This is a genomic window from Phytohabitans kaempferiae, assembly GCF_042433955.1.
GTDB classification, from domain to species: domain Bacteria; phylum Actinomycetota; class Actinomycetes; order Mycobacteriales; family Micromonosporaceae; genus Phytohabitans; species Phytohabitans kaempferiae.
On the sequence record NZ_JBHLUH010000009.1, the window covers coordinates 254,038 to 273,093 of the forward strand.

13 protein-coding genes are annotated in these 19,056 nt (G+C 73.6%); 5 read left to right on the forward strand and 8 right to left on the reverse strand.

The window, feature by feature from the left end:
• Window positions 1–45: 45 nt before the first annotated feature.
• The 8 genes from ACFFIA_RS07885 to ACFFIA_RS07920 form a co-directional block, all read right to left on the reverse strand.
• Complete coding sequence (locus tag ACFFIA_RS07885; RefSeq protein ID WP_377247743.1) at window positions 46–780, reverse strand: thioesterase II family protein; 735 nt, start codon at window positions 778–780, stop codon at window positions 46–48.
• A gap of 5 nt (window positions 781–785) precedes the next feature.
• Window positions 786–2,048, reverse strand: a complete 1,263-nt coding sequence (locus tag ACFFIA_RS07890; RefSeq protein ID WP_377247746.1) for a cation:proton antiporter domain-containing protein — start codon at window positions 2,046–2,048, stop codon at window positions 786–788.
• A gap of 41 nt (window positions 2,049–2,089) precedes the next feature.
• Entirely contained in the window at window positions 2,090–2,896 is an 807-nt protein-coding gene (locus ACFFIA_RS07895) for a PhzF family protein (protein WP_377247749.1), read from the reverse strand.
• Window positions 2,877–3,998: a hypothetical protein gene (locus ACFFIA_RS07900; RefSeq protein ID WP_377247752.1), complete on the reverse strand. Its 1,122-nt coding sequence runs from the start codon at window positions 3,996–3,998 to the stop codon at window positions 2,877–2,879. The genes ACFFIA_RS07895 and ACFFIA_RS07900 overlap by 20 nt, the downstream gene beginning before the upstream one ends.
• Window positions 3,999–4,003: 5 nt before the next feature.
• The gene (locus ACFFIA_RS07905; RefSeq protein WP_377247755.1) at window positions 4,004–4,693 is read right to left on the reverse strand and encodes an iron-containing redox enzyme family protein; all 690 of its coding nucleotides are present in this window, start codon (window positions 4,691–4,693) and stop codon (window positions 4,004–4,006) included.
• Between the two features lie 46 nt (window positions 4,694–4,739).
• A complete protein-coding gene (locus ACFFIA_RS07910; protein WP_377247758.1) occupies window positions 4,740–5,630 on the reverse strand; it encodes a chlorinating enzyme in 891 nt (296 codons plus the stop codon).
• Between the two features lie 10 nt (window positions 5,631–5,640).
• Entirely contained in the window at window positions 5,641–8,256 is a 2,616-nt protein-coding gene (locus ACFFIA_RS07915) for an amino acid adenylation domain-containing protein (protein ID WP_377247761.1), read from the reverse strand.
• A 71-nt stretch (window positions 8,257–8,327) separates the two neighbouring features.
• Complete coding sequence (locus ACFFIA_RS07920) at window positions 8,328–9,158, reverse strand: hypothetical protein (RefSeq protein ID WP_377247764.1); 831 nt, start codon at window positions 9,156–9,158, stop codon at window positions 8,328–8,330.
• A gap of 371 nt (window positions 9,159–9,529) precedes the next feature.
• Between ACFFIA_RS07920 and ACFFIA_RS07925 the strand changes: the two genes are divergently transcribed.
• From ACFFIA_RS07925 to ACFFIA_RS07945, 5 genes are all read left to right on the forward strand, one after another.
• A complete protein-coding gene (locus tag ACFFIA_RS07925; RefSeq protein ID WP_377247767.1) occupies window positions 9,530–10,039 on the forward strand; it encodes a hypothetical protein in 510 nt (169 codons plus the stop codon).
• Between the two features lie 56 nt (window positions 10,040–10,095).
• Window positions 10,096–10,899, forward strand: coding sequence for a DinB family protein (locus ACFFIA_RS07930; protein WP_377247770.1), 804 nt, complete (start codon window positions 10,096–10,098; stop codon window positions 10,897–10,899).
• 222 nt (window positions 10,900–11,121) lie between these two features.
• Window positions 11,122–14,202: a non-ribosomal peptide synthetase gene (locus tag ACFFIA_RS07935; RefSeq protein WP_377247773.1), complete on the forward strand. Its 3,081-nt coding sequence runs from the start codon at window positions 11,122–11,124 to the stop codon at window positions 14,200–14,202.
• Between the two features lie 114 nt (window positions 14,203–14,316).
• Entirely contained in the window at window positions 14,317–15,576 is a 1,260-nt protein-coding gene (locus tag ACFFIA_RS07940) for a cytochrome P450 (RefSeq protein ID WP_377247776.1), read from the forward strand.
• A gap of 62 nt (window positions 15,577–15,638) precedes the next feature.
• Window positions 15,639–18,965: a condensation domain-containing protein gene (locus tag ACFFIA_RS07945; RefSeq protein WP_377247779.1), complete on the forward strand. Its 3,327-nt coding sequence runs from the start codon at window positions 15,639–15,641 to the stop codon at window positions 18,963–18,965.
• The last annotated feature ends 91 nt before the right edge of the window (window positions 18,966–19,056 follow it).

Sequence of the window (19,056 nt, forward strand, 5' to 3'; positions counted from 1 at the left end):
CGCTGCCAAGCAGGCGGCCGCCGGCGGGGTTCGAGCGTCGGGGGGTCAGGCCGCGCGTGGTGCGACGGCGGCGTGCAGCACCGCCAGCAGCTCCGGCGGGGCGTCGATGAAGCGGTGGTGGACGCCCGGGAAGACCACGAACTCGGTGTCGCCGCAGACCGCCCAGCCGGACATCTCGTCGGGGCGTACCTCGGTGTCGTCGGTCCAGCCGACGGCGGTGATCGGGCAGCTCAGCCGGGGCGGGTCGGGCACGTGGTAGCGCAGGCTCACGTCGATGTCGGCGCGCAGCACGTCGACGTAGATGGAGACCAGCTCGGGATGGGGCTTGTGGCCCATCGCGCGTACGGTCTTCTCCAGCTCCCCCGCCAGCTGCTCCTCGGTCATGCCGATCATGCGGCCGGTCAGCTCCTCCTGCGGGCCGGGCTGCGACGACACGAAGAGCCTGGCCGGGGCGGGCAGGCCGGCGCGGTCGAGCTGCACGGCCACCTCGTACGCGGCGAGGGCCGACCAGCAGTGGCCGAAGAACGTGAACGGCACGTCCAGGTACGGCGCGACGCCGGCGATCAGCGCGCGGGCCAGCTCCTCGAAGGTGTCCGGGATGCGCTCCCCGAAGCGGGTCAGCCGCCCGGGCAGCTCCACCGCGAGGAACTCGACGCCGTCCTTCTCCTCGGGCCAGTTCGCGAACACGGTGGCACCGCAGCCGGCGTGCGGGATGCAGAAGACGCGGCCCGCCGCCGCGGGCGACGGCGGGCGCTGGAGCCAGGGAGTCGTCGTCTCCACGACGGTCACCGCTCGCGGGCGTACAGGGCGGCGGCGTCGGGCTCGGCGGCGTCGCGGCGGACCCGCTCCGGCGGATACACGAACGGCAGCAGCAGCCCGGCCATCGCCGTGGTGACCAGAGCCATCACGACCATCAGGGAGTACAGGCCGCGGTCCAGCATGCCGAGTTGCAGGCCGACCGTGAGCACGATCAGCTCGGTGAGGCCGCGCGTGTTGATGAGGAGGGCGAGGACGGTCGAGTGCCGAGGGCGTACGCCGTTGACCCGCGCGCTGGCGAAGGCGCCGACGCACTTGCCGCCGACCGCGACCAGCATGATGAGCGCCAACTCGCCGAGGGCGGTGCCGTTCAGGGCGGAGAGGTCGACCTTGATGCCGGCGACCACGAAGAAGACCGGCAGCAGCAGCCACGCGCTCGTCTTCTCGATCCACGGCAGCGCCCGCTCCCGCAGGGCGACCGCGCCCTCGCGTGGCATCACGACGCCGAACAGGAACGCGCCGAAGATCGCGTGCAGCCCCATCCACTCGGTCGCGCTGGCCGAGAGGTAGAGGCCGACCGCCACGGCGGCGAGCACGCCGACGCCGGCCCACGCGCCGTTCGCCGCGTGCCGCGCGGCCAGCCGGGCCAGCAGTGGCCGGACGACCCTGAGCATGAGCGCGGCGAACGGCACCACGAGCAGGACCCGCCACGGGTCGCCGCCGCCGTCGGCGAGGGCCGTCACCACGGCCAGCAGTGACCAGGCGAGCACGTCGTCGACGGCGGCGCAGGCCAGCGCCAGCCCACCGATGGGCGTGTCGATCAGGCCCTTGTCGGTGAGAATCCGGGCCAGCACGGGAAACGCGGTGATCGACATCGCGGTACCCATGAAGAGTATGAAGGCCAGCTTGTTGTCGGTCGGATGGTTGGTGAAGAGGTAGAGCGCCAGCAGCGCGCCGAGGCCGAACGGGAGCGCGATCGAGCTGAGTGACACGGTCGTCGCGATGCGGCTCTGCCCCTGCAGCAGGCGATGGTCGAAGTGCAGCCCCACCAGGAACATGAAGACGCAGACACCGATGGAGGCGATCGTCGCCAGCGACGGCCGCACGTCGGTGGGGAAGACCGCGTCGGTGACGACGCCGCTGAAGAGCGTCGGCCCGAGCAGGATGCCGCCGAGGATCTCGCCGATCACCGGGGGCTGTCCCACCTTGCGGGCCAGCATGCCGAAGATCCGCGCGACGACGACGATCACCAAGATGGCGAGGAGAAATCTCGGTACCAGTTCCAGCTCCACCCCGTGTCCGTCCCTTCTGGTCGGTGCGTCGTGCCGTTGTCCTATGTGGTGGTCAGCGCGTGGAACACAAGCTCCTGGACGCCGCCTCGGCTCACCGCCGCGCCCAGTACGCGGACGCGGTCGCCGCGGTCCTCGACCTCGAGCCGCCCGCCGCGCTCGGAGAGCTGGAGCGCGGTGAGGGCGGTCCGGCCCAGCCGCCGCGCCCAGAACGGCGCGAGCTTGCAGTGCGCGCTGACGCACACCTGGTCCTCGTCGACCCCGAGGGACGGGAAGAAGGTGCGGGAGACGAAGTCGGCACCGCCGGTGGCCGGCGCGGTGACGATGTGCCCGCGGAAGGGCTGCCGGGCCAGTGCGGCGAAGTCCGGGCGGATCGCGGCCACCGCCTCCGCCGACTCGACCTCGACGAGGACGTCGTCGCTGGAGACCGCGCACGAGGCGGCGGCCACGCCGAGCGCCTCCAGCAGCCCCGGCGGCGGGGCGGCCGGGGTCAGCGCGGCGGACGGCAGGTCGATCGCCACGAGGTCGCCGACCCGCTCGGCGTACAGGACGCCGTTGTCCGAGACGAACCGCAGCCGCGACCGCCCCGCGTCCGCCGCCTGGCCGAACAGGTACCGCGCGCTCGCGATCGTCGCGTGGCCGCAGAGGTTGATCTCCTTGTACGGCGTGAACCACCGCACGCGGTACTCCCCCGGCCCGGCCGCCACGACGAAGGCCGTGGTGGGCAGGCCGATCCGGTGCGCGACGCTCTGCATCGCCGCGTCGGCCGGGAACTCCGGCGCGGAGACCACCGCGGCCGGGTTGCCCGCGAACCGGTCGTCCGCGAACGTGTCAACGATGTGAAAGCGCACCGGCGGTGCTCCCCTCCCAGGCCCGGAAGACGCGGTCGATCGCCGCGCCCATCCCCCAGACCTCCTCGTACGGCGGCCCCTCCGGCCCGGAGTCGATGTCCCGCTGCCGCGCGTAGGCGGCGGTGGTCCACTCCGGCGTCGAGGGGTAGCGGTGGTGGTAGTCGTGGCTGGGCAGGTCTCCGACCACGACCAGGAGCCGGCACGGGATGTGGTAGAAGATCGTCGCCGCGGTCCAGCGCAGCCACGCCACGACCTGCGCGCCGGCCGGCATCGAGCGCGCCGGGACCGGCGCCCCGCAGTACCGTGCCGCGGTGTTGGCGGCCGTGTAGAAGCGGTGGCCGAACTCGGGGTTGCGCGGCCCCAGCCACTCGTGCTCACCGAGCCGGTCCAGCAACGCGCTGAGCTGCGCGAAGAGGATCACCGGCAGGACGAACGCGAGCAGCAGCACGAGCGCGCCGTTCGGCAGCCAGAACGGCAGCGACAGCCACCAGCCCAGCCACACGCCGAAGCCGGCCAGCCGCCACGAGCGCGACCTGAGGTTGCTGCCCACGCGCCCCAGGAACCCGCGCCAGTAGAACAGCGGCGAGAGGAAGACCGTCCAGGCCCGCCGCCACAGTTGCCGCCGCGACAGCCCGGGCCGGAACCCGAGGTCGAGCAGGAACTGCACCGGCGGGTCGGCCTCGGTGGCGAATATCTCGCGCCGGTGGTGGTTGTCGAAGTGCTCTTCTTTGAAGTCCCGGAAGGTGTGGAAGACGCTCAGGACCGTCACCACCTCGCCCCAGAACCAGTCGAGCCGGGACCTGCCGGAGAAGCGCCGGTGCAGCGCCTGGTGGGCGATGACCAGCACCATCATCCGCTCGCCGGTCACCGTCAGCACCCAGCCCAGCGGGAGGGCGAGGTACCAGAAGGGGAACATGGCGGCCACGGCCGCGGTCGACACCGCGAGGCCGGCGAGGAACAGCGCCAGCGTGACCGCCAGGTACGAGGCCCAGGTGTGCCGCAGCAGCGGCTTCTGGCCTGGCAGGGCCTTGCCGGTCTGCCAGGTCCAGAAGTGCTGCGTCCACGCCGGAAACCGCAGGTAGGTCGCCCGTACGTCTTCCACGAAACTCACCGAGCCGGGGCGGTTGCCTTGACGTCGGCCTCCAGGGCGAGACGGTCGAAGAAGGCCGTCCACAGCCGCCACATCTCGTCGGCGGCCGCGACGACCGCGTTCTCCTGCTCGGTGCCGAAGTCCGCCATCAGCGCGTGGTTGGCCTCTTCCACGTGGTCCGGCTCCTGCTGGACGTGGATCGAGACCCACTCGTTGTCGGTGACGCCCGTGGTCCGCTCGATCGCCTTGCCGATGCTGGAGACCATCAGCAGGTCGGTGGTCTCGGTCGCGAAGATGAAGCCGAGCGCGGCCTCCGGCGTCTCCGACGCCTTCCGGTAGCCCTCCACGAGGGCCGCCGTCTCCGGGTACGGGTCGGTGCCGACGACCCGGTCGCGGTCGAACCCGCACTTGTCCATCGAGTCGACGTAGATGACCTCGTGCGCCATGGTCACGTCGCCGCCGCCGGCCTCCTGGTTGAGGATCCGCGTGATCGCCGACTTGGCCGCGATGTCCGGCAGTACGGCGACGCAGCGTGCCAGGAACGTCGGGAAGTAGTGCAGGGGGTGCCACCACTGCTCGATGAGCGTGGCGGCCTGCTCCTTCGTGAGGGCGGCGGAATGTACCGCCGCGAAGAAGGGATGGTCGCGGAAATTCTTGTAGACAGGGCTCTCGGCCAGCCGATCGCCGAACGTCAACGTCCCGGTCATTTTCTGCTCCTTCGCAGGTTGCTCCAGTGTGGAGACTCGGCCCGGCTCAGGCGCCTTGCCGGTCGAGTGGGGTGAACGGCTCCCCCCACGCGTTCTCGCGCCGCAGCCGGTTGTGCCCGTACTCGTCCTCCCCGGCGACGAGCACGCAGCCGTGCCGGTCGAGATCGAAGTGGTGACCGAACTCGTCGAACTCGGTCATCCCGCCGTAGACCCGCACGTGGGTCGGCACCACCCGGATCGCGTACCCCATCCGCTGGCGCTTGCTGACGTTGGGGTTCGATCCGTGGATGCAGCGCGCGGTGAAGATGAAGAACTGTCCCGCCCGCATCTCCAGGTGCCGCACGTCCTCCTGGTCCGGGTCCCAGTTCTTGTCGATCTTGATGTCCTCGTAGTTGTACCCGAAGAAGGAGTTGTCCCGCGCCGAGCCGTTCCACTTCATCGGGGCGTGCTCGTCGTACCGCCACTGGCGGTGGCTGCCCGGGATCACCTTCATGCAGCCGTTGTCCCTGGCCGCCTCGGTGAACGCGACCCAGCAGGTCAGCTCCATCGGCGCTGCCGGCGAGTGCTCGGTGGCCTCGAGCATCCCCTCGCTCGTCTCGCCGATCGCGTACGTCTCGACCTGGTGCCAGCCGGTGCCGGAGTCCCCGGGGTTCTTGGGGAAGAACTCGGTGCGCCAGCAGAGGATGTCCGAGCCGATGATGGCCTGCATCCGCCGTACGATCTCCGGCTCTACGATGAGCCGGCTCAGGCCCGGTATGTCGAGGTGACGGTCGTAGTTCACCGGGTTGTCGAATGCCTTGCGCGCGTTGTTGGCCGGGTCCAGCAGGGCCTTGCGCTGCGCCTTCCACCAGGCCGTCATCTCCTCCGGCTCCCAGAGGGTGAACGGGCCGATGTAGCCCTGCTCGGCGAAGGTCTTCCGGTCAATTTCGAGGTCCATCTGCTGCTCCCTACCGCCCGACGAGCTCCAGCGCCGCGTCCAGTTCCCTTGCCGCCTCGGTGACGTGTTCTCCCCTGATGAACCCCCAGTGGTCGCCCTGGATGGAGGTGACGGTGAGCGTGCCGGTGCAGAGGCCGCGCATGGCCTCGACAAGCCGCTCCTGGCGTTCGGCGCCGGAACCCGCCGCCTGGAAGAGGTGGACCGGCCCGGCGTACGGCGCCGGCCGGTACCGCATGGCCGCGTTCATGCACGACCGCGCGGTCTCCAGCGCGTTTCGCAGGTAGCCGCTGGAGGAGCTGGCCGCGATCGGCGCGCCCATCAGCTGGATCCACGTCTCGCCGGTGGTCAGCTCGGCGAGGTCCGCCTCGGTGGTGTCCGGGTCGTCGAGGCGCTCGACCACGGCGTTCAGCATGTCGAGGAACGGCGTCTGGTCCATCGCCAGGCCGGTGATCGGGTCGATCAGGGGGTTGGCGTCCAGCAGCGCCAGGAACTCCACCGCGCCGCCCTCGGCGGCCAACTGCTGGGCCATCTCGTACGCCAGCACGCCGCCGAAGGACCAGCCGGCGAGGCGGTACGGGCCCTCCGGCTCGATCACGCGCAACTGCTCCACGTGGACCCGGGCGATCTCGGCGAGCGAGCTGCCGAACGCCGGCGGCTCGCCCCGCCAGCCGACGCCGAGCAGCCGCAGCGGTGCCCGCGAGGCGCGCGCCAGCTCCCGGTAGCCGAGCAGCTCGCCGCCGAGCGGATGCGGCAGGTACAGGCCGCGCCCGGAGGGGCCGGCCCGGAGCGTGACGATCTGCGACGGGCTGACCCGCTGCGGGCCGGCCGGTGTGGCCGACTCCAGCGCGCCGGCGAGATCCTCGACCGTGCTGTACTCGATGAACATCGACAGGTCGACCGGCCGGCCGAGCGCCTGGCTCAGCTCGGCCACGACCCACGTCGCGAGCAGCGAGTCGCCGCCGACGTCGAAGAAGTCCTCGTCGTCGTCGAACTCGTCGTGCCCGAGGACCCGGGCCCAGATCGCCGTGATCACGCCGGTCACCGGGACGGCCTCGTCGGCCGGCGGGGCCGGTTCGGCCACGGCCGGCAGCTCGATCGCGGCCAGCGCCCGCGTGTCCACCTTCCCGCTCGACGTGCGCGGCATCCGCTCGACCGGCACCGTGCGCGCCGGCACCATGTACGCAGGCAGCAGGCCGCGTACGTGGTCGGTGATCTCGCGGTGCGCGACCGGGCCGTCGGTCTGCAGGTACGCGACCAGCACCGGGACGCCGTCCGCGACCTGGCGCAGGTCCACCGCGGCCGCCTCGACCCGGGGATGGCTCAGCAGGGCCAGCTCCACCTCGGCCGGCTCCACGCGGAACCCGCGCACCTTGAGCTGCGTGTCCGTGCGGCCGATGAACTCGTACGTGCCGTCGCCGCAGTCGCGTACCAGGTCGCCGGTGCGGTACAGGCGCTCGCCTGGGACGGCGGCGAACGGGTCGGCGACGAACCGCTCCGCGGTCAGTGCGGGGGCGCCGAGGTAGCCGCGGGCCAGGCCGGAGCCGCCGACGTACAGCTCGCCGACCTCGCCCTCGGCCACCGCCGCGAGCCGCTCGTCGAGCACGCGGCAGCCGACCCCGCCGACGGCGGCCCCGATCGACGGTACGGACGGCCACTCCGCCGCGCCGCCGGGGAGCGTCAGGCTGGTCACGAGGTGCGCCTCGGTCGGCCCGTAGTGGTTGTCCAGGCGGCAGCGCGGTACGGCGGCGAAGAACGCGCGGATGTCCGACGTGATGATCAGCCGCTCGCCCGCGGTGACGACGTGCTCCAGCGGGTCCGGCACCACGCCCCGGCGCGCGGCCGTGACCGCCATCATCTGGAGCGCCACGTACGGCAGGAACAGCCGCTGCACGCGGTGCTCGACGATCGCGTCGAGCAGCGCGGACGGGTCGCGCCGCAGCTCCTCCGAGGCGAGGACCAGGCAGCCCCCGGTCGCGAGCGTCGAGAGCACCTCCTGGAACGTCACGTCGAAGGTCGGCGCGGTGAACTGGAGCGTGCGCAGCCCCGGCCAGCCGCTGGCGACCTGCCAGCCGATCAGCCGGGACAGGCCGCGGTGCGGCATCGCGACGCCCTTGGGGGCGCCGGTCGAGCCGGAGGTGTGGATGACGTACGCGAGCGCGTCCGGGGAGGGCGCGACCACGGCCGCGGAGCCGCTCGCCGTCCCGGCCGCCGGCGACACGACCTCGGTACCGGCGGGCAGCCGCGCCGCGTTGGCCGGGTCGGCGACCGCGACGCGGGCACCGACCGCGCGCACGATCGCGGTGAGGCGCGCGTCCGGCGCGGTCGCGTCGAGCGGGCAGTACGCGCCGCCCGCCGCCATCGCGGCCAGCAGCGCGACGATCTGGTCGAGCGGGCGGTCCACCATCACGGCGACCGGCTGGTCCGCCCCGACGCCACTGGCGCGCAGCCGCTCGGCGAGCGCGTCTACGCGCCCGACCAGCTCGGCGTAGGTCAACGCGGTGCCGCCGGCGGCCGCGTCGACCAGCGCGTGCCGGTCGCCCTCGGTCCGCGCCTGGGCGCGCACGAGGTCGTACACGAACGGCGCGGCCGTCTCGACATCCGTGGTCGGCATCACGGTTTCGGTCATCGCGAAGGCCCATCAATCCGAAGTAGTCCACCCGTGGACCGACACTAGGTACGGCCGCGATTCCTGGGGCGTCACGTGAAAGGGCGACGGCCGTTCGGTGGTCGCAGGCGGATGCAGCAGCTCGGGCAGATCTTCGCCTCGGGGAGCGTGAACGCGAGACAGCACGTGCGGCGCTGCACCGTCACGACGCCGTCCGGGCCGGGCACGAGGTCGACCAGGTCGCGCACGCCGAGCGCGGTCAGCAGCACGTCGGCGTGCTCGGCCGCGGAGCCGGGGAGCACGTCGGCGGCGTCCAGCACGGCGTGCGCCACGCCCGAGGCGAGCGACCCGAGCAGCGTACGGGCGCCGAGCCGCGCGGTGCCCCGCAGATGCCCCAGCACGGGGTCGAGGTGCGCCTCCAGCAGCGCGGCGCGCAACGCGTCGAGCAGCTCCGCCTCGCCCGCCGCGACCTCGACGCCGGCACGGCGGGCCGCGACCGGATCCGCCGGCAGCACCGCCACGCGGACCGACGGGCGCAGCGCGAGGGTCAGCACCGCGCCCGGCGTCCCGGGGCGTACGAGCACGTCGGCCGGGCGCACCAGCGGGACGCGGCGGGCCGAGGCCCAGCCGACCACCGCGGGCAGGGCCAGCGCGTACGTGTACACCTTCCACGCCAGCGCGGCGGCGGCGTGCGGCGTGGCCCGCCGGCTGCGCGCCACGGAGGCGAGCAGCTCGGGCAGCCTGGTGCCGTCGGCGATGCTCGTGGCGCACATCCAGCCAGTCGCGTCGCCGACCACGAGTTCCGGTGCGAGGCTGCCGGGCGAGCCTTCCTGGAAGGCCGCGCGCAGCGTCGCCCGTACCGGGGCCAGCGGGTCGAGGCCGGCGAGGCGCACCGGAGCGTCGACCCCGTCGATGCGGCGCAAAGTCCACCCCGCCTTTCGATCGCGAGCCGTGCGTTCGGTGGCATCCGCTCGCACCGCGACGTTAGGTCCACCTAAGACGGCGAGGCAGTCACGTGAAGCGGCGACGGCCACCTGTCCGCCGAACCGGGGACAGGCCGTCCCGTTGACCCGCCGGCCGCCCAGTCCGTTAACTGAAAGCTCCAGCAGCCCAGGGCGTGTCTGGTGGATCTTTGCGGGGCTGCGGCGGGCCCAGGCGGCGCCCGGCGGCACCGGACGAAAGGCCACATACAACACCGGTATGCGACCTTCCGCCCGGCACCACCGGACCGCCGCCTGGACCTCGCCTCGCACCCACAAGATCCACCAGACACGCCCTAGCCATAGGAGGGTCTGTGCCCACGACGACGCACCGGGACAGCGACACGTCGACACCACCGGAGTGCGTCGGCCCGATGGCGATCTCGCCCGCGCTGGCGCGAGCGCTGCGGTCGCTGGCCGACGCGGCCACAGTGGACGATGTGGTCCCGTTGTCGGTCTGCGCCACCGAGCTTCTGCGGCGGCTGTCCCGCCCCGGCGCGCGGACCTGGGCCCACGTGATCTGCGGCCCTCGGGAGGCGGTCGCTCCACTGTCGACAGAGTGCTGGGATCCGGGGCTGAGCTTTCGCGCCGCCCTGTCCCGGTACGCGCGGCGTCGCATGTCGACGGTGCGGGTCGACCTGACCATCCTGGTCTCGCCGGACCACGACCGCCTGTACGTCGAGCGCATGACCGACTCGGCCGACCTGCCGACCGCGCAGCACTGCGCCGACTCGTTCCTGCACCTGCTGGCCAGCCTCACCGCGGAGCCGGACGCGCCGCTGGCCGCCCACACGCTGCCCGAGGAGGGCGGCGCCGGAGACTGACCGGGCCGACCGGCGACGGGCGAGGTCCGACCGGGCGAAATGTTACTGTCTGCGCCGTGGTGGACTTCGTCGGCGACGATCTCCAGGGCGCCCGGTTCGAGCGGGTCAACCTGGCCGGCGCGCGGTTCACCGAGGTCGACCTGACCGGTGCGGAGATCCATGGCGGCGAGCTGGCCGACTTCCGGATCCGCGGCGTCGACCTGCGCCGCGTCGTGCTGCGCGGGGTCGCCCTGGACGGCGTGGAGATCCACGGCGAGATCGGCTCGCTGACCGTCAACGGCGTCGACGTCGGCCAGTTCGTCAGCGACGAGCTCGACCGCCGATACCCCGAACGGGCCAGGATGCGCCCGACGGACGCCGCCGGCTTCCGCGACGCGTGGGACGTGGTCGAGCGGCTGTGGACCGGCACCGTCGAGCGGGCCCGCGGCCTGGATCCCGCGCTGCTGCACGCGTCGGTCGACGGCGAGTGGTCGTTCATCGAGACGCTGCGGCACCTGGTCTTCGCCACCGACTCGTGGATCCGGCGGGTCATCCTCGGCGACCCCTCGCCGTGGCATCCGCTCGACCTGCCGTGGGACGAGATGCGCGACACCGAGGGCATCCCCCGCGACCGGGCGGCCCGCCCCTCGCTCGACACCGTGCTCGCGCTCCGGCGCGACCGGATGGCGACGGTGCGGGAGGTCGTCGACGGCCTCACCGACGCGTCGCTCGACGCGCTCACCGAGCCGGTCGAGGCACCGGGATGGCCCGACCCGCGCGGCTACCAGGTGCGCGAGGTGCTGCTGCTCATCCTCAACGAGGAGTGGGAGCACCGGCTCTACGCCGAGCGCGACCTGACCGCGTTGGCCGCCCGCCCGTAACCTCTCCCCGGCCGCAACGCGCGATCGGCGGCGCGTTACAGCAAAATCAGCGACTTTGCTGTCTCAGCCGCAGCGTGAGGCAGCAAAAGCAGGGATATTGTCGGGATCTTCGCGGGCGGTACCCGGAGCTGTCCGCTGAACGCGGGACAGGCGGTCGTATTGACCCGCCCAGACCGATTTCGTTGACTGAGGACTCGACTGCCTCGCATCGGAGGAGCGGCCGTGACCGGCAGCCAGAGTCCCGCCCACAGCCCAGTCGCCACAGTGGAGCCCGGTGTCGTGGCCACCGTGCCCGACCTCGTCCGGGCCCAGGCGGAACGGTCGCCGGAGGCGGTGGCGGTCGAGTCGGCGGGCGACCGGCTGACGTACGCGCAGCTGCTCGCCGAGGCCCACGGTGTGGCCGAGCACCTGCGCCAGGCCGGCGTCGCGCCGGGCGACCTCGCGGCGGTGGCGGTGCCGCGCGGTGTCGACCTGGTCCCGGCGCTGCTCGGCGTGCAGCTCGCCGGCGCGGCGTACGTGCCGCTGGATCCCGAGCATCCGGCCGACCGGCTCAACTACATCCTGGAGAACTCCGGGGCCCGCGTGCTCGTGACGGCGGACGCGGCCGGCGCCCGTGGCCTGCGCGTGGCGACCCAGCTCCACCTCACCGACGTCGCGGTGCGCACCGGCCCGCTCCCCTCCCCCGCGCTCGCCCCCGGCTCCGCCGCCTACGTGATCTACACGTCCGGCTCGACCGGGCGTCCCAAGGGCGTCATGGTGACGCACGGTGCGTTCGCCAACTTCATCCAGTCGATGCGCGAGCGGCCCGGGCTGCCCGACGACGTCGTGCTGCCGGCGGTGACCACGGTCTCCTTCGACATCGCCGGCCTGGAGCTGTTCCTGCCGCTGACCACCGGCGGCCGGGTCGTGGTCGCGCGGCAGGCCGAGACGAGCGACCCGCGCCGGCTGGCCGCCCTGCTGGCCAGCACCGGCGCGCGGGTCATGCAGGCGACGCCGATCACCTGGCGGCTGCTGCTGGAGGCCGGCTGGTCGCCGCCGCCCGGCTTCACGGTGCTCTGCGGCGGCGAGCGGCTGCCGGCCGAGCTGGCCGACCGGCTGCTCGGCGACCAGGTCGTGCTCTGGGACCTGTACGGGCCGACCGAGACCACGGTCTGGTCCTCCGTCACGCGGTACGAGCGCGGCACGCCGGCCCGGTTCCATCCGGTCCGGGAGACCTCGCTGCGGCTGCTCGACGAGCACCTCCAGCCGGTGCCGCCGGAGACGGTCGGCGAGCTGTACATCGGCGGTACGGGACTGGCCGCCGGCTACCTCGGCCGCGCCGCCCTGACCGCCGCTCGGTTCGTGGCCGACCCCTACGCCGCGGTCGTGGGGAGCCGCCTGTACCGCACCGGCGACGTCGCGCGCCGCCATCCGGACGGGCGGATCGAGATCCTGGGCCGGAGCGACGACCAGATCAAGATCCGCGGCTTCCGGATCGAACCGGGCGAGATCGAGCACCTGCTGGCCCGGCATCCGCAGGTGGCCGAGGCGGCGGTGCGCGCGTTCGGCGAGACCGACGAGGCGACCCGGCTGGTGGGCTACATCCGCCCGGCCGACCCGGCGGACCCGCCCGACGCGCGGCGGCTCCAGCTGCACCTGGCCCGCTCCGCGCCGGCGTACATGATCCCGGCCCAGTTCGTGGTCCTGGACGAGTTTCCCCGTACGCCGAACGGCAAGCTGAACCGCGCCGCGCTGCCCGCCCCCGCCGAGTCGCCCCGCCCGACCGGTACGGCGGAGCCCGCCGCGCCCCCGGCCGCGGACGCGCGGGCCGGCGGCATGACAGAGCGGATCGCCAAGATCGTGGCCGAGGTGCTGGAGCGGCCGACCGTCGGCGCGCACGAGGACTTCTTCGCGCTCGGCGGCGACTCGCTCCGCGCCGTCCAGATCATCCTGCGGCTCAACGAGGAGCTGGCGACCGAGGTCCCGATCAACGCGCTCTTCGAGACCCGCACCGTGTACGGGCTCGCCGCGCTCCTCGACGCCGACGCCGCCCCGGAGCCGCAGCCCCTGGCCCTGCCCGGCGGGCGCGGCCCACGGCTCTCCGCCGCGCAGTGGCGGCTGTGGCTGCACCAGCGGTCGGCGCCGGAGAGCACCGCCGACAACGCGCCGGTGGTCGTGCGCCTGCCCGGCCCGCTCGACCTCGCCGCGCTGGAGTCGGCGGTCACCGGCCTGCTCGCCCGCCACGCGATCCTGCACACGCGGTACGACCAGGACGAGTCCGGGCTGCCGGTGCCGGTCGTCGAGCCGCCCGCGCCGATCCGGCTGGCGGTCGAGGAGGGCGACCCGCGAGCCATCCTCGCGGCGGAGTTGGCCCGCCCGTTCGACCTCGCGGCCGGGCCGCCGGTCCGCGTGCGCCTGGTGCGCCGGCCCGGCGACGACGGCGCGCTGCTGCTGATGGTCGCGCACCGCATCGCCGCCGACGACCGTTCCGGCGAGCTGATCGCGAGCCAGGTGCGGGCCGCGTACCGGGGCCGCACCGTGCCCGCGCCGCCGCTCGGCTACGGCGACTTCGCCGAGTGGCAGCGCGAGCTGTCCGCCAGCCCCGCCGCGCGCCGGCACCTGGACCGCTGGCGTACCACGCTGGCCGGGCTCGACACCGCCGAGCTTCCCGCCGACCGGCCCCGCCCGGCCACGCGCGACTGGCGCGCCGGCACGGTCCGGTTCGCGGTGCCGCCGGCGGCCGTACGCGCGCTCCAGGAGGTCGCGGCCGACCACGACGCCACGCCGTTCATGGGGCTGCTGGCCGGCTTCTACGCCCTGCTGGCCCGCCGCACCGGCGGTACGGACCTGGCGGTGGGCGTGCCGGTCGCCGGCCGGGACCGGCCCGAGCTGGAGGCCGTCGTGGGCATGCTGGAGGAGACCGCGGTGGTCCGGGTCGACCTCGGCGGCCGGCCCAGCTTCGGCACGCTGCTCGCCCGCGTGCGCGAGGCCACGCTCGCCGCCGTCGACCACGCCGTGCTCCCCTTCGAGGACATCGTCGCGACGACCGAGACCGTGCCGGCGCCGGGGCGCAACCCGCTCTTCGACGTCCTCTTCGCGCTCCACGGGATCCCCGCCGACCCGGCCGGCTTCCCGCTGCCGGACCCGCCGGGGACCAGGTTCGACCTCTGCTGCCACCTCACCGAGCGGCCGGACGGCGGCGTCGACGGCCGGCTCGACTACGCCACGCAACTCTTCGACGAGGCCACGGTCGCCGGGCTCGCGGACGAGTACGTGCGCCTGCTCGCCGAGGCCGGCGCCGATCCGGACGCGCCCGCCGCCTGACGTGGGCTGTCCCCGGAAGCGGGGAGGTGCCCACCGGCACGCGCGGCGGAATGCTTCGGGCATGAGCGTCATTCCCGCCTCGCGTGATCGCCGCCGCGTCCCGGTGGTGCCCGGATGACCGCCACGAGTGCCTCTCCCGGCCCGGTGCTCGACCGCACCGACCCGATCCCGGACATCGACCTGGTCGATCCCGATCCGGCGCGCATGGCCACGCACGACCGGGTCTTCGCGGAGCTGCGGCCGGAGCATCCGGTCTTCTGGCACGGCCCGAAGAGCCGCCCCGGCTTCTGGGCGGTGATCCGGTACGCCGAGACCCGGCAGGTCTACCGCGACTCCGCCAGCTACTCCGCCACGCACGGCATGACGCTCGACAGCCTGCGGACCGAGCAGGATCCGGCCAGCGGCATGATGGTCGAGGTCACCGACCCGCCGGAGCACCGCCGCCTGCGCCGCGGCATCGGCGCCTTCTTCGCGGACGGCGTGGTCGCCGACCTGGCGCCGATGGTCGACGCGTACGTCCGCGAGCTGCTCGTCGGCGTCCGCGACCGCGGTGAGCCGGTCGACTTCGTCGAGGCCGTCGCCGCCCGGATACCGACCTACGCCGCCGGCATGCTGCTCGGGCTGCCGCCGGAGGACCTGGAGTGGATCACGTCCCGCACGTCGCGGGTCTTCCTCTCCGACACGACCTCCGACGCGCCGGCCACGCTGCGGGACGAGGCCGAACAGGCGAACGGCGAGCTGCTCGGCTACTTCGCCAAGCTGCTGCGTACGGCCCGGCGCGGCTCCGGCGCGGAGAGCCTCGTCCAGCGGATGGTCGCGGGCACCGACAGCCGGGACAGCCTCACCATCGGCGAGGCGATCCTCAACGCGCTCAACCTGGCCATCGGCGGTACGACGACGACCCGCAGCCTGCTGACCAACCTCGTGCACGCGCTCACACGCTTCCCGGACGTGTTCCAGGCCCTGCGCGCCGAGCCCGAGGCGGTGCCGCTGGCGGTCGAGGAGGCCGTACGGTGGGCCAACCCGGTACGCCACCTCGCGCGGGTCGCCAGCCGCGACGTCGAGCTGGCCGGCCGGCGGATCCGGGCCGGCGAACCGGTCGTGGTCTGGCCCCGCTCGGCCAACCGCGACGAGGCGGTCTTCGCGTCGCCGGACACGTTCGACATCCACCGGCATCCGAACCCGCACATCGGCTTCGCCGCCGGGACGCACAGCTGCCCCGGCACCGGGCTGGGCCGGGCCCAGATGCGGGCGACGCTGAGCCACGCGCTGGATCTCTTCAGTGCCTGCGAGGCGGCCGGCCCGGCGGAGCTGATGCAGTCGAACTTCCTGCACGGCTACGCCCGCCTGCCGGTCCGGTTCACCCCCGCCTGAGCCGGTGAACACCCCTTTTTGCGTGACAACCGCCCGCGATGGCCCGACCTTAGTGTTCGGATATGGCGCGTCCCTTCCTGGTGACCTCCCCCGCTGAACCCGACGACCGCGGCCCGGACGAGCTGCCGGACATGTACGGCGAACGGTCCCTGCCGCCGCGCACGCCGTACGAGGACGCGATCGTCGGCATCCTCGGCGACGTCCTCGGACGCACCGACATCGACGTGCAGGACCGCCTGCTGGCGCTCGGCGACGTCGCGCACGCGCCACGCGTGGTCGCGCGGATCCGCAAGACGATCGGCGTCGACATCCCGGTCGCCGACTACGTCGAGTCGCGGACGGTCGCCGGGCTCGCGGCGGCGGTCGCCGCGAAGTCGTTCGCGGCCCGCTCGGCGACCCGGCCGAACGCGCTGCGGACGCGCCCGGCCGACGCCCGCCCGGTGCTCTCCTTCGACCAGCAGCGGCTCTGGATGGAGAACCAACTGCTGCCCGGCGTCATCTACAACGTGCACGGGCGGCGGCGGATCGTCGGGACGCTGGACGTGCCGACCTTCGAGGCGAGCATCCGCGCGATCCTCGCCCGGCACGAGACGCTGCGGACGCGCTTCCCGGCCACCGACGGCGAACCGGTGCAGGTGGTCGACGCCCCGGACGGCGACTGGCACATCCCGGTCAGGGACCTCACCGGGCTGCGCGGGCAGGGCGCGGACGACCTCGTCGACCGGACCGCCCGGCGCCTGCTCGACGAGGAGCTGATGACGCCGTTCGACCTCACGACCGGCCCGCTCATCCGCTGCCTGCTGATCCGGATGGGCGAGCGGGAGCACGCACTCGGCGTCACCATGCACCACGTCGTCTCCGACGCCTGGTCGATCGGCCTGTTCATCCGCGAGCTGACCGCGCTGTACCGGGCCGGCGGCGACCCGGAGCGGGCCGGGCTCGCCCCGCTGCCGGTGCAGTACCGGGACTACGCGGTGTGGCAGCGCGGCTGGCTCACCGGTGACGCGCTCGAACACCAGGTCAGCCACTGGCGCCGCCACCTGCGGGACGCGCCGCGGGTCCTCGCGCTCCCCACCGTGCAGCGGCGGACCAACGCCATGCGCGCCGAGGCCGGCCAGGTGCTGGCCGAACTGTCCACAGAGGAGACAGCGGCCCTGCACGCGCTGTGCCGCACGCACGGCGTCACCTCGTTCATGGTGCTCTACGCGGTGCTCGCCACGATCTTCAGCCGCTGGTCCGGCCAGACCGACATCGTCATCGGCGTTCCCGTCGCCGGCCGCACCAACAGCGTCACCGACCGGCTGATCGGCTTCTTCATCAACATGCTGCCGATCCGCGTGGACCTCTCCGGCAACCCGCCCTTCGCCACGCTGCTCGAACGCGTCCGCCGCGTGGCGCTCGACGGGTACGCGCACGCCGAGGCCCCCATGGACGAGCTGGTCCGGGACCTCAACATCGCCCGCGACCCGCGCCGCACGCCCCTGTTCGAGGTGGTGCTGAACGTCGTCGGCAGCCCGGAGGCCGAGGAGGTCGACGAACTCGCCATCGAGCCGATGGACACGCCGTCGCTGTTCAGCCGGTACGACCTGACCTTCACCGCACAGGAGTCCGGCGGGGTGCTGCGGCTCAAGCTCGACTTCCCCGCCGACCGCTGCGACCTGGCGACCGGACGGGTACTGCTGGAGCAGTTGCGTACGCTGCTGCGCGCCGCGACCTCGGACCCGGCGGCGCGCCTGCTCGAACAGCCGGCCGAGGAGCCCGCCGCGGCCGGCGCTCCCGAGCCCCCCGCCCCGGCGCCGCACCTCGCCGCCGCGCGGCACGCCGCCGATCCCGACCTGGTCGCGGTCGCCGACGGCACCGGCCGGTGGAGCTACCGGTGGCTGAGCCAGGCCGCCGACCGGGTCGCCGAGGTGCTGGCGGAGCGCGGGGTCACGGCGGCCGACCGGGTCGGCGTCGTACGGCGGCCGACCGCCGGCTTCGTCGCCGTGCTGACCGGTGCGGCGAAGGCCGGCGTCACCTGCACGGTGATCGAGACCGACGACCCGGCGCTGACCGGCCCGCTCGGGCTCTCCACGGTGCTGGACGCCAGCCCGGCGGGCGAGCCGGCCGCCGACACGGTCGACCTGAGCCTGATCCTGCCGGCCGGCGACGAGGCGCCCGCTCCCCCGGACCCCGGCGCCGTGCCCGGCGACTGGGCGGTCGAGCGGTTCGGGCTCGGCCGGGACGACCGGTTCGCGGTGCTGTGCAGCCGTCCAGGCCACCTGATCTCGGCCCTGGGCAGCGCGTTCGGTGCCGGCGGGACGCTGGTGATCCCGGAGCGCTCGTTCGCCGGCGACTCCGGCGGGCTCGCCGACTGGCTGCGTGACAACGCCATCACGGTCGCGTACGTGGACGCCCCGATCCTGCGCGCGCTGACCTCGCGGACCCCGGCACCGGACCTGCCGGCGCTGCGGTGCGTGGTCGTCGACAACGCCGGCGACCTGCTGCCGCACGACGTCGAGGCGGTACGGGAGATGGTGCCGGGCTGCCGGTGCGTCAGCGTGTACCGGGTCACCGCGGACGGCCGGCCGCTCGCCTTCTACGACGCCCCGCCGGACCTGGAGGTGCGGAACGCGCCGCTGCGCGTCCCGCTCGGCGTCCCGCTGCCCGGCGTGCCGGTCGCGCTCCTGCGCCCCGCCGGGCAGCCGGCGGCGGTCGGCGAGCTGGCCGAGATCTGGTACGGCCCGGACCGCACCGGTGACCTCGGCCGCCGGTGGCCGGACGGCCGGATCGAGTACGCGGGCGAGGCGGCGACCGGCACCCTCGTCGACCCGATCGAGACCGTCTCCGCGCTGCGCGACGTGCCCGGGGTCCGGGACGCGCTCGTCACCGAGCAGGCCGCCCCGGACGGCACCACGACGCTGATCGGCTACGTGGCCGGGCCGGACCCGGAGCTGGGCACGATGACCGTCCACAATCACGTGAAGGCGCGCCTGCCCGACTATCTGGTGCCGCGCCACCTGTTCGTGCTCGACGCCCTGCCGCGCACCCCGTGGGGCGGCTACGACCTGCGGGCCCTGCCCCGGCCGACCGGCGACGCGGTGGACGGTGACGCGTACGCCGCGCCGCGCACGCCGATGGAGCGGCAGCTCACCACGATCCTCGAGGAGCTGCTGGAGATCGACCAGGTCGGCATCTACGACAGCTTCTTCGAGCTGGGCGGCTTCTCGATGCTCGCGACCCGGCTGATCACCCGGGTCCGGGACACCTTCGGGGTACAGCTCGCGGTCCGCGACGTGTTCGAGTCGCCGACGGTCGACGAGCTGGCGCGGCTCGTGATCCGCGCGCAGGCCGAGCAGGCCGGCCTCGACGACCTGGAGGCCCTGCTCGCCGAGATCGAGCGGAGCTGAGGGGCGGCGACCGCCGCCCCGGTCGAGGCGCGAACGACCTCAGGACACGAGGAACGACGTCAGGACACGAGGAACGACGTCAGGACACGAG

Excerpts from the sequence above, each read along its gene's own strand:
- ACFFIA_RS07915 (WP_377247761.1), bottom strand. The coding sequence starts at position 8,256 with ATGACCGAAACCGTGATGCCGACCACGGATGTCGAGACGGCCGCGCCG.
- ACFFIA_RS07940 (WP_377247776.1), top strand. The coding sequence starts at position 14,317 with ATGACCGCCACGAGTGCCTCTCCCGGCCCGGTGCTCGACCGCACCGAC.
- ACFFIA_RS07910 (WP_377247758.1), bottom strand. The coding sequence starts at position 5,630 with ATGGACCTCGAAATTGACCGGAAGACCTTCGCCGAGCAGGGCTACATC.
- ACFFIA_RS07945 (WP_377247779.1), top strand. The coding sequence starts at position 15,639 with ATGGCGCGTCCCTTCCTGGTGACCTCCCCCGCTGAACCCGACGACCGC.
- ACFFIA_RS07905 (WP_377247755.1), bottom strand. The coding sequence starts at position 4,693 with ATGACCGGGACGTTGACGTTCGGCGATCGGCTGGCCGAGAGCCCTGTC.